Raw genomic sequence first — 14,711 nt, 5'->3', positions numbered from 1 at the left:
CTTTCTGTGTTTCTTTTATTTTGTAGCGTGTACAAGTTCTTTACTCAAAGTCTGCGGTAATTGGATATTCTTATTATCTCCGCTCATACTTATAACTTCTTTCAGTGAAGCCGGATATTCAAATTCAGTAAGGGAAAAATCACTTACATTTTTCAATATCAGTGCCGGTCCGTTTTGTGGCGTGATCTTTATATTCTTGAAGTGTATATTTTTCGATTCAGCGACTTCGGCTCCTATATGTGAAGTGATCGTCACATTCTCTACATTTATATTCTCAATCTTCATTTCGGGTAATCCGTTGAAAAACATTGCCCTACGCGCATTTCTCGAAACCAGATTTTTCACATAAATATTCCGGAATGCCGGAGTGGTTTCGTCTACTGCCGGAACGGTATCGTCTACCGGAGTCACATCTCCGTCTTCTAATGATTCGGTAGCAGACTTACCGCCATAGTATAAGTCGAACAGGAATGATTCGGTAGCTATATCGAACATATTGATATCCCGAATATAGATATTTTCTACAATACCACCGCGTCCGCGACGGCTTTTAAATCTCAGACCTACATCTGTACCTAAAAACTGACAGTTAGACACTGATACATTTCTTACGCTTCCCGACATTTCGCTACCCACAACAAAGCCTCCATGTCCCTGAAAGACTTTACAGTTGTCGATCAGTACATTTTCGGTAGGACGATTACGATTGCGACCATCTTCGTCTTTACCCGATTTGATACAAATGGCATCGTCTCCCACATCGAATGTACTGTTTACAATAATAGAGTTTACACACGATTCGAGATCGACTCCATCACCGTTTTGTGCATAACCTGGATTACGCACATAAATATTATCGATAATTACATTCTCGCACATTAGCGGATGAATATTCCAGCTTGGTGAGTTTTCGAACAAGACGCCTTCGAGTAATACATTCTTGCACTCGATAAAGCTGATCATCACCGGACGCAGAAAGTCTCTTACTTCCATCCACTCGGCTTCGGACAGTCCTTTCGGCGGCACGTTCATGTCGCTCATTTCGAGTCCTTTCAGCGAACCTGCCGAAGGGAACCAGTAATTCTTGTCTTTTACTACTCCACCGGAGTTTACTACTTTCTTCCAATGGTTGTCTGTTACTTTTCCTTTCTTCAACGGACGCCATGCTTCACCCGAGCCATTGATAGAGCCTTCTCCTGTAATGGCTACATTTTCAAGGTTACGCCCTGATATAGGAGACTGGCACCGGCGTGTATCCAAGCCTTCGAAAACTGTATTCACCAAAGGATACAAATCGAAATTGGCTGAGAACAGTATTAATGCTCCTTTTTCCAGATGCAGATTGATATTTGACTTGAACACAATCGGCCCTGTATACCATATACCTGAGGGAACGACCAATGTACCCCCACCTTTTTGGGACAAGGCATCCATTGCTTTCGCAAAGGCTTCTGTATTGAGTGTAGTTCCATCAGCTACCCCACCAAAGTCTATTATCGACACTTGGTTGTTTGGGAAGACGGGTCTTTGAACTACAGCCATCTTGAATGGTAAGTCTTTATATAAATAATCGTATTTATACTCGCTCTTTTGTGCACATCCGGTATGAAACGAAAGTATCAGCAGAGACAGCATAAAAAACAGGGTTATTGTGAGTTTTCTCATTATTTTGAGTATTTCTTTTTTAACTTTCACATGATTTATATTTACTGACAATAGATATCTTCAGCAAAATCAGAAAGTTTACAATTTTCTATGAATTAATTGTTCTGAGCATTTTTATAATACTGTTGCAGGACTGATTTCCTGCAACAGTATGTTATTTTAGAGTTTATTCGATCATGGGATCCAACGAGGGTCACCTAGCCCTTTCGAAATCAGAGTCGGATTAGAAACTGTAAAGTCTGCTCCAGCAGGATTTGCAAAGCCCGGATCCAAAGAAGTTGGACTTCCTGTATCTGCACCAGCCATAGTATCCGCATCATAGAAGTTATTATTACTTGAACCTATGATATTAGAAGAGGAATGCTTGAATGTACCGTTTGGAGAATTTGCTATAATATTATTGGCAAATGTAATTTCATTTCCAACCCAACGAAGATATAATATGCGTCTTTTACTGTCATTCGCAACACCTATAAAGGTATTGTGGTCTACCAATAATTTAGGAGCAGAGGTAAATGCAGAAGAATTATCATTATCAATTCTGAATACGTCACGAGCCGCAGCACTATTATATACAGTATTATTTGTGAAGTTTATCTGCTTAGCTGTCCCTAGACGACAATCGAATAAGTCACCACCATTACATTCAATATCATGTATGACACAATTATTAATAGTTATTGATTCTGCCATTCCTTTTACATTAAAATAAAGAAGTCCTTTCAGATAATTCCTAATCTCACAACCTTCTATATTTATATTACCATAACTTACATCAGCTGTATTAAACTGGATAGCCTGATCTGCTTTTTTACCTGTTTCGACTGCATCTGTACCATCCAGAATGACATCCTTCAATTCAAACGAAATACCATCCTCCAATGAAATCAATGCGTTTACAATCGGTTTGTCTGCTGGTTTAGCTGCTTTTATAGATATATTTTTAGTTATAGCTATTTTGCCTATTGCATATGTTCCCGGCATAAGAGCGAATACTTCTCCACCTGCTGCTGCAACGATGAGTGCAGCCAAATCATCTTCAGGGAATACTTGTATCGCACCATCTAAATCAAGCGGAGTTTCAAATGATGCTGTCCCGCGTGTTTTAGTTCCATTTTTCAATACAGCCTCATATTTAGTTTCAGGAGTAAGACCTGTAATAGTCGCAGCTCCGGCAGCAATATCAGCTGCAGTAACAGTATATATTATGTCACCAGGAGTAAATACAATTTCTGTAGCAGTTTCACCAGCAATCCAACGAAGTGTTACCCATGTTGCAGCCAAATCGTTTGCTATATCAACTGGACTAAATATCTGCTCCGTCGCTGTCTTAAATGTAGTACTAGTCCATTTAGACTCTGGCACGTCTTCAGAGATTGCCTGTACACGCAAAGAATATGTCGTTTCTCCATCAAAGCCAGTGATAATATATGGCAGTTCATTAAAATTGATTCCACTTATCTGTCTCATAGGTGTACCCGAGTAGTCCTCATTTGCGTTGTCATACACCTCAATAGTATAAGATTCGGCTTTACTAACTGCATCCCATGTAACCTGAACTTCAGTTCTGTTAATAACGAGTGCTTCTACCTCAGTTGGTGAAAATAGGCGACTGGTATCGAGACTGGTTATTTCATCATCTATGTCGTCACCGCATCCCGTAGTAAATAATGCTACGGAAAGGGTTAGTATATATGTAATTTTTTTGAATATATTATTCATCGCTTTCTAGTTTTTTAGATTAGTTACTTGGAGTGTTGTACCCATCATTAGTCAGTATGCCATCGCTACTGTCAATGAATATTTGCCAAATAGGCCAGAATTGCTGAGTATCAGGATTACGCATATAAAGGGCATCCCAATAATTTACTTTATCTCCACTGCTAACGAGTTTCCATGATTTTTCGGAAGTATAACCCAAAGCAGCACCTTCAGCATCTGTATCACCATGATTCAAACCATATATTACCAATGATTCACCGTCTGTATCGGTTTTATAATATATTTTAGACGGAAGATCAGCGTATTTACCCTGACGGTTCTCTAGTTGCTCAAGTTTAGTTTTAGTTTCAGCCAACTTTGAAGAAAGTTTATTCCAACGAATAAGGTCACCTTTACGCAACATTTCGCCGGTAAATTCAAGAGCACGCTCATCAACTATAGCATTAAGGAATGCATCCTTACTGGCCGTAGCTGTACTCATAAATGCTGTTACTTTCTCCGGATTATTAGGGAATGCACGGTCGCGTATCATTTTCAGATAAGGAGCAGCAGCAGCCGGACCTTCCAGTTCATTGATAGCTTCAGCAGCCATAAGGACAACATCTGCATAGCGCATATATGGCCAGTTCAGACCATCATCGTTTGGAGAAAATTCTGTGCGAGTCATCCATTCGTAACGGTATTTACCAAAATACCATTTGTTCAAATTAGTTGGCACCTGAACTCCGTTTGTCCATTCATAAGGGACACATGTAACATCGCGACGTACATCGTCTACATCGTATTCGTAATACATGATCGGGTTAGGCCCGTTTGTTCCACCTTTAGCTTGATTTGTGTACTTATCTGTTGTTGTATGTTTAACTCCTAGATCGAAAATCACACGTCCTCTTGTATCTGAGAAAGGAATTTCCCATAACATTTCTTTTCCGGCAGCACTCGTTTCTTTAGCCAAAGTTGTGAAAACTTCTTCAAATCCTAATAATTGGCATGTTCCACTATTTATGATGTCCATACATTCTTTTTTAACAATGGCGTGCATTTTTTCCGGAGACAGGTCCGGATCTGTACTTCTGCGTACAGTTCCATCTGCGCGTTGAGAATATCCACCTGCTGCAAGAGCCAGACGTGCACGAAGACCTTTTGCAAAAGCTTTATTTACACGTTCTGTTTTTTTAGTCACAGTTGTTTCATTTGGCCAGGCCAATAATTCGGCAGCCTCTTCCAGATCCGCTAACAATTGCTTATAGATTATATCACGATCATCTCTTGGCATATCTACAGTTGCTGATGTAATAGGCTCGAAACGTGCAGGCACATCACCCCAACCTTTAATCAGGTCACTATAAACAACAGCTCTGAGAGTAAGAATTTCTCCCAAAATCTGTGCCATCTCCGGACTATTTTCCACATTACCGTAAGTACGGATTCCCTGTATAGCCAGATTTGCACGCTCTATACCTTGATAAAAGCAAGACCAGGCATTATTTGACGTATTCATCTGCCCATTAGAGACGTTGGTGTTATAGTTAGAAAGACGTGATTTATCATCTGTAGTGTTAATTAATGAATTGTGTACTTCACAATCAGTATTCACCCCATAATAAACCAGATAACGCCCACGATATGAGTTCGTTTCACAGAATGATTGAATAATTCCGGCAATAGACCCTTCAGCCAAAGCAGGAGTCGAGAATAATACGGACTCGTCTATTGTCGATTTCGCCGGTGCATCCAGAATATCATCGCATGAAGCCATTGTTCCGACAAGAGCTAATGCTACTAATGATTTATATATAATTTTTTTCATTTGACTTTGTTTTTTCACATTAGAAATTTATGTTTACACCAAATACTATAGAACGGCTTTTAGGATATGCCGAATAATCTACACCCGGAGTAAGAGCTGTTTTACGACGGGTCGACACTTCAGGGTCAAATCCGCTATAGCCTGTCAGACAGAATACATTGTAACCGGTAACATAGAAGCGGCAATTTTGCATTTTCACTTTTCTGGTCAATACTTGTGGCAATGTGTAGCCTAAAGTCAGTGTACTCAAGCGAAGGAAAGACCCATCTTCAATTGCCCAGTCCGATAAGACATATTTTTTTGTGTATGGCGACCACATTGTTGTATTTGCATTCATGGCTGCCAGTTCTGTAGGATCATTAGAGATCGTACCATCAGCACGCAAATTAGTCCAACGTTTACCCGATGCCATTTCTGCAATCATGTTACGGGAGTGGTATTTACTGGAAGATGTATATTCAATCTTATTTGCATTATAAACATCATTACCATAGCTCCAGTTGAAGTTTGCAGAGAGGTCGAACCCATAAGCACGAGCATTAATATTAAAACCTCCTGTATGCAACGGATTTGTATCCCCGATTACTTCTCTGTCCAGATCATCAACCGTGCCAGATCCATCAAGATCTTTCAGTTTCATTGTACCCGGACGTACCAGATCCATTAGATCACCTGACATTTTAGGAGCTTTCGTTTCATCCAAAACCCAGTTATTCCCATCATATCCTGTAAAATCACTAACCTCATATCTACCATCCGAGCGGTATCCATAGATTTCGCCAATAGATCCACCTGCAACGATCCGGTAGTCCATTCCTATTTCAGTTGATGCCCATCCCGATGTTCCTGAGATATAGTTCATGCCTCCAATATCTTTTACTTTATTTTTATTGAAAGCTATGTTTCCACCAAAGCTTAAGCCAAAGTCTTTTTTATCGATTGCAACCCAGTTCAAAGAAAGTTCAAGTCCCTTATTTTGCGTTTTTCCAATATTGCGATATTGGAAATCGTATCCTGTACCAGCTGTCTCGTATGCAAGTAACAGATCCTTAGTTGTGTTCAGGTAAAGTTCAAGACTACCATTCAGTTTACCTCCCAGAAGAGTAAAGTCCAATCCCATATTACGGGTGATTGTTGTCTCCCATTTCAGATCAGGATTAGCCATTGTTACTTTACCATCCTCGTCTTTCAACGGAGCCCAATAAGAAGGGAATCCATTAATATATTGAGTATTCTCAACACCATAAACCTGTGCCATTTGCCCTGATGGGATGTTATTATTTCCTGCAGTACCATAACTAAAGCGTAGTTTCAAATCGTCAAGCCATGTTTTTGTACTTTCCATAAACGATTCTGACGACATACGCCATGCAACTGCTGCAGAAGGAAAATATCCCCATTTGTTACCTTCGGCAAATTTTGAAGATCCATCCGCACGGAATGTAAGACCTACTAAATATTTGCTCATATAGTCATAGTTTATTCGGGTAAAAGCAGACAGCAATATATCATCCGGATACAGGTTGTTGTTAATTGATATCGCATTCCCTTGAGAAGTCAGTTTTAGTGCATCTGTGAAAGAGAATGAGGCAGGGAAACCATGACTTATATTTTCTAACATTTCGCGCTTTGTTATGATATACTCTTGTCCCAGCAACATGGTCAGATTATGACTTTCCGGTAGCAATGTTTTGAAATCGTAATTAGCCGTATTGGTACTACGGAATGTCTGACGCGATGTTCTTTGTGATATAAGTGCTGGATAACCGCTTCCCTTATCTTTTGCATAATAAGTACTTGCTCCATAAAAGCGGTCATCATTGTTACGATAGTCATCAAGACCTACTTCTGCTTTCAAATAGAGATTACTAATTGCTTCCCATGTAACACTACCATTCAGATTATATACTTTGCGTTCCTGAAAGCGGTCATTATCATAAACAGCCAAACGAGGATTCTGCAAATTAAATTCAGCATCTGTATTCCCTTCATCAGTCAGACCAGAAATAGGGAATGGAGGATAAATCATCGCATTCTTCAAACGAGAGTCTGCCGATGACTTTTCATTTTTCTCATTCGCTCCACCTCCTCTGGTTTCAGTTTCGGAATAGCGTGCAGAGAAATCTAATGACAGATTCTTAAATGGTTTACTATTTACTTTCAAAGTCAAGTTGTCACGTTTAAATCCGGACAACATCATAATCGCTTTATCATTTACGTGGCTGTAGTTGAAAGAGTATTTTATTTTATCTCCTCCTCCGGTAAGGCTAAGGCTATGATTGAATGTGAATCCTGTACGTCCGAATATCTGCTCTTGCCAATCATTACCTTCTATTTCTTTATACATATCTATATCTTGGTAATTACCAAAAAACTGAGTGTATTTCTCCGGTTTACCATCATCAAGCATTGCACGCTCATATTGCCATGTAGCATAATCATAAGGAGAAAGAGTATCTAGCTTTTTTGCTATCTTTTTCCAACTGACAAAGGCGTTATATGCAACATTCAGCTTACCTTCTTTCCCGCTTTTTGTAGTAACAATGATTACCCCATTTGCTCCACGTGATCCGTAAATAGCAGTAGAAGAGGCATCCTTCAATACATCGATCGACTCGATATCGGTCGATGCAATGTCATTAATTGATTCTACAGGGAAACCGTCAACAATATATAGAGGAGCATTACTTTGAGTAATGGATCCCCCTCCACGTACACGAATCATCATTTCAGCATCCGGGGAACCTTCTGTAGTAGTTACCTGTACCCCTGCAAGCTTACCTGTTATTGCTTCCGCGACATTAGATACAGGAACTGCCTGGATGGCATCTCCTTTAACTGATGACACAGACCCTGTCAGGTCTTTTCTTTTTACTGTACCGTAACCGATAACGACCACTTCTTCCAGCTCGGAACTAAGGTCTTCCATTACGAAGTCGATAACATTTGCTGTTACTTGTTTTTCGTTCTGCTTCATACCTACGTATGACGCTACTAAAGTTTGGGAACCGGCAGGAACCGATAGCGAGTATTTACCGTCTATATCGGTCATTGTACCTTTTGTTGTACCTTTTACCGAAACCGTAACACCTATCAGGGGCTCACCCTGCGAGTCCGTCACTGTACCTGTCACATCTCTCTGCTGAGCGTACACTTGCCCGCCCAACAAGAACAGTGAGATACACATAAGAGACAAAATTCTTTTAATTGCCTTTTGCATAGTTCGTTAGATTTATTATTTACAGTTAGTTTAATTTATTTAATAGTTTTAGTAATTATCTAAAAAGTAATGAAGTGGTATCCGAAGATCGTGTGTTTACAAAAAATCATTACGGATTAAACTCAAGGATCGTTTCATTGGTATTATTTTATCATAATGAGACATTATATAATCGTCAAATAACAATTCTATTTTCATGGTATTATATACTGTCAGATTTGAGTGCAATGTATGCATGATTTTCGAATCCGGAGGTAGGTAAAGTGATTTTTACGGGGGGATAAATTGACTTTATGTCAATATTTGCAATTTTTCTGCAAAACTCATTATCTTTGTATCAAACCCGAATTTCACCATGAATCCGAATCGTATTTTTTGTTTATTCTTCATATTTTCCATTACAATACTTTCTTTCGGTCAGCAACGATGTTTCTTTGAGCATTATGGGCCGGATGATGGTCTTCCACAGCATACTATCATGAGTATTCTTCAGGATAAACGTGGATTTATGTGGTTTTCGACATGGAATGGGCTGTGTCGTTTCGATGGATATAATTTTTATACCTACCGGATACAACAGGGGGATAAATATCATATGAGAAGTAACCGTATCGATCTTATTACTGAAGACAAATACGGCTTTATATGGACACTTCCTTACGACAGGGAGCCACACCGATTTGACCCCCGTACAGAAGAGTTTATGGGTATCAGATCTCTGAAAGGGCATGAAGATCTTACTTTCATTTCTACAAAAATCATCACTACCGCTTCAGGAAAGGTATGGCTATTGTCTGACAATATGGGATGTGTGTGTGTCACTGATTCGGCTTTCAATATAGAGCTATACAATATTGAGAATAAAAAAATAAATGGCAACAAGGTAAATAACATATACGAAGACCAGAACGGAAATTCATGGATATTGACCAACAACGGATTATATTCGGTTAGTGTTGACGGGAAAAAATTCAATAGTTATTTTACTGAAAAAGCTTATATAGAATCTTCCCCCGTTCAGGATTTTTATTCCGTTCTCGAACTGGACGACAAAATCTGGTTTGGAGCAGGAAACGGCCGTATTTGGATTTACGATAAACAAAGTGGACAAACAGACTTATTGCAGACTGAATCGAAATCTGAAATAAGATTTATAGGAAACATAGACAATAATCAGATTGTCATCTCTACCCGCGAAGACGGGTTCTTTATTTACAACCGGAGAGAGAAAGTTTTGAACAAATACAACAAAAAGAATTTGTCCGCCATGCATTCCGACCGCATACTATCTACCTACCTCGATAAATCGAAAAATATATGGTTCGAAGTAGATTATCCGGGTATAGCAAAATTCAATCCTGAAACGGAGGAATTGAAACACTTTACAATGAAGACCGAAAGCTCCGTTTCAAACGTATTCCCATCCAATTTTTTCATATTCGAGGACAATGCTAATCGTCTATGGGTACATCCAAGAGGGGGTGGTTTTGGTTGGTACAATCCCGAAAATGATGTATTGATGCCATTTTTCAACGAGCCGTCTTCTCCCGACTGGCGATTCTCAAATGTTATGCACACCGCATTTTCCGACAAACAGGGAAACCTATGGCTGAGTACCCGTTCGCATGGTTTAGACAAAGTGATTTTCAATAATGATGTATTCAAATCCATTGTTGTCGACCCGAATATCCATTCTACGATAAATAACGATATCCGCAGTGTATTCGAAGACAGCAAAGGGAATCTATGGGTATCGACAAAAGGCGGTAAGGTATTTATTTATGACCAGAATCTTGCACAAAAAGGATATTTGTGTAGCAATGGGAAAATCGAGTATGGAACTCCGATAGAGGGCATAACATATTGCATCACAGAAGACAGCAAAGGCAACATCTGGTTAGGAACGAAAGGTGAAGGTGTTTACAAACTGATACCTTCCGGAAATTCATACCGTACAGAGCACTATAGAAATTCTCCCAATAATGTGTATAGCCTGAGCAGTAACAGCGTATATGCTATTCTGGAAGACAGTAAAAACAGAATATGGGTAGGAACATACGGAGGAGGACTAAACCTACTGGATGAAAAAACGAACAGGTTTTTCAACGATCGTAATAATCTAAAGAATTATCCAACCCAGTTTGGCTCTCAAATAAGAACAATGCAATCGGACAAATATGGCAACATTTGTATTGGAACCACGCTCGGACTCATTATTTTTTCGTCAGAATTTACTGATGCCGGTCAAATAGACTATAAATTTTACACCCGCACCCCGGGCGATAATGAAAGCCTGAGCGAAAATGATGTGTATGATATTTGCACTACAAAAAGCGGCGACACTTATCTGGCAACCTTCGGCGGAGGAATAAACAAAATAGAGACTGTAGACAACAACGGATTCCCTACTAAGTTCTCTTCGTACACAACCAGAGACGGATTGCCTTCAGATGTCATTCTGATGCTGACAGAAGACAATAAAGGCAAACTGTGGATTGCATCGGAAGGAAATCTCACGAAGTTTGATCCGGAGAAAAAATCGTTTGAGACATATAGTGAAATTAACAGGCTGATAGAAGGACAAAACTTCTCGGAAGGCTCCCGCTTGACTTCCAAAACAGGAATCGTTTATTTCGGATACTCTAAAGGTGTGCTCTCCATCGACCCCGAAAATATCAACCGGAATATTTTCAAACCGTATGTAGCACTATCAAAGCTACAGATAGCCAATAAAGATGTGCCGATTGGCGGCGATTCTCCTCTGGAACGGAATATCAATGACGTAGACCATATAAAGCTGAATCACAAGCAAAACTTCATCAATATAGAATTTGTCGCTCTGGATTTTGTAGAGCCTAAGCGAATATTATACGCTTACAAGCTGGATGGATTCGACGATGACTGGATAATAACCAAAGAACAGCGCATTGCCAACTACAACAATCTGTTGCCGGGCAAATACACATTCAGGGTGAAATCAACCAATAGTGATGGCATCTGGATGGATAACGAGCATACTCTGGGCATCGAAATCACTCCGTCGTTCTGGCAAACAGGCTGGGCATACCTGCTGTATGTTGTCCTTATTGCAGGCATATTGTATGCAATCCTGCGAACCCTGTTCGTCTTCTATCGCCTAAGAGACAAGGTGAAACTGGAACACGAACAGACGGAAATGAAAACCCGCTTCTTTACTGACATTTCGCACGAAATACGTACACCGCTTACTATGATTGTTTCCCCTGTAGAAAACATTATAGAGAACGATAGTACACCAACAGATATAAAATCGCAGTTGCAACTGGTATTGAAAAACACCAACAGAATGCAACGGATGGTGAATCAGATACTGGATTTCAGAAAGATACAGAAACAAAAGCTCAATATACAGGAGACTGCTATAGGTGAATATGTAGCCGACATTTGCAACAACTTCTCTAAAACAGCTGAATACCAGAACATAAATCTGAAATTTCATGACAATTCGGATGGTGAAAAAATATGGGTAGACAGGGATAATGTGGAAAAACTGGTATTCAACCTGTTATCCAATGCCTTTAAATACACTTCGGTAGAGAAAACGATCGAAGTATTTGTCACCAGCAATCCAAAAGATAAAAATATAGCCATACAGGTAAAAGACGAAGGAAGAGGTATGAGCAAAGATGTACTAAACAAGCTCTTTACCCGTTTTGCGTCCTTCAATAAAGATAAAAGCAAGCCGAGTACCGGAATCGGGCTATCCATTGTGAAAGAAGTGGCAGACAAGCATCATGCTAAGCTACAGGTAGAAAGTGAAGTGAACGAAGGTTCGTCATTCACCGTATTATTCCCTACAGGTATAGACCACTTTAAGAATGACGAAAATGCGGCTTTCACTTATGCCGATACGGAAAAAGATACTGAACCTATAAAGGTACAGGAAGATACCATCCTGCAGGATGAAAACCTTGCTGTAGAACCAGTGGAAAGCGATAAAGAAAAACATAACCCGAAAGAAACCATCCTTGTTGTAGAAGATGATACCGACCTAAGAAGGTTTATCAGCACCATCCTCGAACCACACTATAATGTACTGGATGCCGAGAACGGACAAGTTGGATACGAGGTAGCGACAAAGAATATACCCGATTTCATTGTCAGCGACATTATGATGCCTGAAGTAGACGGGGTGGAATTGTTGCAAAAGATAAGATCCAACACCGAGACCAGCCATATTCCATTTATACTGCTTACTGCTAAAACCGACATGGACAGTAAGTTGCATGGACTCGATTACGGAGCGGACGACTATATTACAAAACCATTCAGTGTAAAATACCTGAAAGCACGTATCGACAACATAATCCGCCAGCGCAAACGACTGTACGAATCTTATTCTACTGGTAAGCAAGTTGAAGACAAACCAATTGTTGAAACCGAAACGGTAAAAGAAGCTGAAACCGAATTAAAATTTACCCCTCAGGATGAAGCCTTTATCACAAAAATAAAGGAAGAAGTAGAGAAGAACATCGACAACAGCGACTTCGTTGTCGAAGACCTTGCCGCCTCGGTAGCGATGAGCCGTACGGTATTCTTCAAAAAGTTGAAAAGCCTCACCGGCTTTGCCCCTATCGAATTTATAAGGGATATTAAGATCAAACATGCGGCAGCACTGATAGCCACACAACAATACACAATAAAAGAGGTGTCTTATATGATAGGGATATCGGACACGAAATACTTCACGCAGTTATTTAAAAATGTGTATGGTATGACTCCTACCGAGTATAAGAATCTGCAAAATAGTACAAAGTAATATAAATAGAATGGGGGGTTAAACTGTTTAAGTCAAAAACTCCCCTATATAATAAATTATATATCTTATATTTGTTTCAAAATTGCGGAGATAAACTTTTTCCCCTCTGGCTTTTAAACTCTTAATAACCTTAAGAACCAATGAAGAATATTGTAAAAAACAAGATTTTATTATTGACTTTTGTCCTCTCATTCGTTTTTTTAAACACAACGGTGTGTGCGCAAACACTTCTTGTAAAGAACAATTCGAAACAGGCAATTCTGGACTATACACTTGAAATACCTGTCGGGGAATTACATCTTTCTTATGGAAACTACGAGGCTGTTGTAAACGGCAATATTGTGCCGATAGAAGTTATAACAGACATCAATGGTAAACAAAAAGCAATACTTCCCATCGACAAAATAGATGCAGGCAAAGAAATCACTGTTTCTGTGAGAAAAGGAATAGCCGATGCATACCCGAAACGTACTTATGCAGAACTTTCGCACAAGATAGGCGGAAAATTTGAAGGGCATAAATACGAGGGGGGATTTTCGTGGGTAAAACCCAATTACATAACACTGCCCGGTACATTCCGCGATCACTCGTATTACATTAAGTATGAAGGTCCGGGATGGGAAAGCGACAAGGTAGCCTTCCGCTTCTATCTGGACAATCGTAATGCGATAGACGTATTCGGCAAAAAGACATCCGATATTGTACTTCCTGCCGTAGGTGTAGATGGATTCGACAACTACCACAAAATGGCCGACTGGGGTATGGACAACCTGAAAGTAGGCAAAGCGCTGGGTATTGGTTCTATAGCTATATGGGACGGACAAAAAGCAGTAAGAGTAGAAAAAAAGGACAGTATGACCTGTTATATTCCGGCAGACGGCAAAATACGATCACAGGTGAAAACCATTTACTACGGATGGGAAGCAAACTATATAAAATGCGACCTGACCGCTCTTATATCCATTGACGCCGGAAGCAGGGCATCGCACATGGAACTGCATGTAAGCAGCAATTCGGTAGCTAATATTGCAACAGGAATCATAAAAAACAAAGATACAGAGCTGATCGTGGGCAATGACAAAAACAGCAAATGGTCGTACATTGCTACTTTCGGCAAACAAAGCCTCAACAACGACATGCAGGGACTGGTGGTATTTGCCCCGACTAAGCAGATAAAAGAAATCACTGAAGACGAGCTGAACCATGTACTGGTACTTACTCCCCAAAATGGCTATGCCGAATATTACTTCATGCCGACATGGGAGATGGACAAAGAGTCTGTAAAGACAAAAGAAGACCTTATGCAGTGCATAGACGAAGTAATGAACAGGCTGAACAACCCTGTTACATACAAAATCAGAAAGTAAAGTAAAATAAATATATACCATAAAATTTACACACATGAAACAACTGAATAAATCGACAGTAGAAAAGAAAAACTTACCAGTAAAAATCCTTCAATTCGGAGAAGGTAACTTCCTTCGTGCCTTTGTAGA

6 protein-coding genes are annotated in these 14,711 nt (G+C 39.7%); 2 read left to right on the top strand and 4 right to left on the bottom strand.

Annotated elements, in window-relative coordinates:
• Positions 1 to 15: 15 nt before the first annotated feature.
• The 4 genes from M2448_RS04240 to M2448_RS04225 form a co-directional block, all read right to left on the bottom strand.
• Positions 16 to 1,635, bottom strand: coding sequence for a glycoside hydrolase family 28 protein (locus M2448_RS04240; RefSeq protein WP_280646780.1), 1,620 nt, complete (start codon positions 1,633 to 1,635; stop codon positions 16 to 18).
• Between the two features lie 204 nt (positions 1,636 to 1,839).
• Positions 1,840 to 3,387, bottom strand: coding sequence for a DUF4957 domain-containing protein (locus M2448_RS04235; protein ID WP_280646602.1), 1,548 nt, complete (start codon positions 3,385 to 3,387; stop codon positions 1,840 to 1,842).
• A 19-nt stretch (positions 3,388 to 3,406) separates the two neighbouring features.
• Complete coding sequence (locus M2448_RS04230) at positions 3,407 to 5,197, bottom strand: RagB/SusD family nutrient uptake outer membrane protein (protein ID WP_280646601.1); 1,791 nt, start codon at positions 5,195 to 5,197, stop codon at positions 3,407 to 3,409.
• Positions 5,198 to 5,216: 19 nt separating this feature from the next.
• Positions 5,217 to 8,417, bottom strand: a complete 3,201-nt coding sequence (locus M2448_RS04225) for a TonB-dependent receptor (RefSeq protein WP_280646600.1) — start codon at positions 8,415 to 8,417, stop codon at positions 5,217 to 5,219.
• Between the two features lie 355 nt (positions 8,418 to 8,772).
• Here M2448_RS04225 and M2448_RS04220 point away from each other — a divergent pair, with 355 nt between their 5' ends.
• Positions 8,773 to 13,215, top strand: a complete 4,443-nt coding sequence (locus M2448_RS04220; RefSeq protein WP_280646599.1) for a two-component regulator propeller domain-containing protein — start codon at positions 8,773 to 8,775, stop codon at positions 13,213 to 13,215.
• A gap of 140 nt (positions 13,216 to 13,355) precedes the next feature.
• A complete protein-coding gene (locus tag M2448_RS04215) occupies positions 13,356 to 14,582 on the top strand; it encodes a DUF4861 family protein (RefSeq protein ID WP_280646598.1) in 1,227 nt (408 codons plus the stop codon).
• The last annotated feature ends 129 nt before the right edge of the window (positions 14,583 to 14,711 follow it).

The sequence above is a fragment of the Dysgonomonas sp. PF1-14 genome (genome assembly GCF_029892965.1).
Lineage (GTDB): Bacteria > Bacteroidota > Bacteroidia > Bacteroidales > Dysgonomonadaceae > Dysgonomonas.
This window is presented reverse-complemented; position numbering and strand designations above follow the sequence as displayed.

What these genes read in the sequence shown, in the direction of transcription:
- M2448_RS04240 (WP_280646780.1), bottom strand. Translation starts at nt 1,635, where the DNA reads ATGCTGTCTCTGCTGATACTTTCGTTTCATACCGGATGTGCACAAAAG.
- M2448_RS04235 (WP_280646602.1), bottom strand. Translation starts at nt 3,387, where the DNA reads ATGAATAATATATTCAAAAAAATTACATATATACTAACCCTTTCCGTA.
- M2448_RS04230 (WP_280646601.1), bottom strand. Translation starts at nt 5,197, where the DNA reads ATGAAAAAAATTATATATAAATCATTAGTAGCATTAGCTCTTGTCGGA.
- M2448_RS04225 (WP_280646600.1), bottom strand. Translation starts at nt 8,417, where the DNA reads ATGCAAAAGGCAATTAAAAGAATTTTGTCTCTTATGTGTATCTCACTG.
- M2448_RS04220 (WP_280646599.1), top strand. Translation starts at nt 8,773, where the DNA reads ATGAATCCGAATCGTATTTTTTGTTTATTCTTCATATTTTCCATTACA.
- M2448_RS04215 (WP_280646598.1), top strand. Translation starts at nt 13,356, where the DNA reads ATGAAGAATATTGTAAAAAACAAGATTTTATTATTGACTTTTGTCCTC.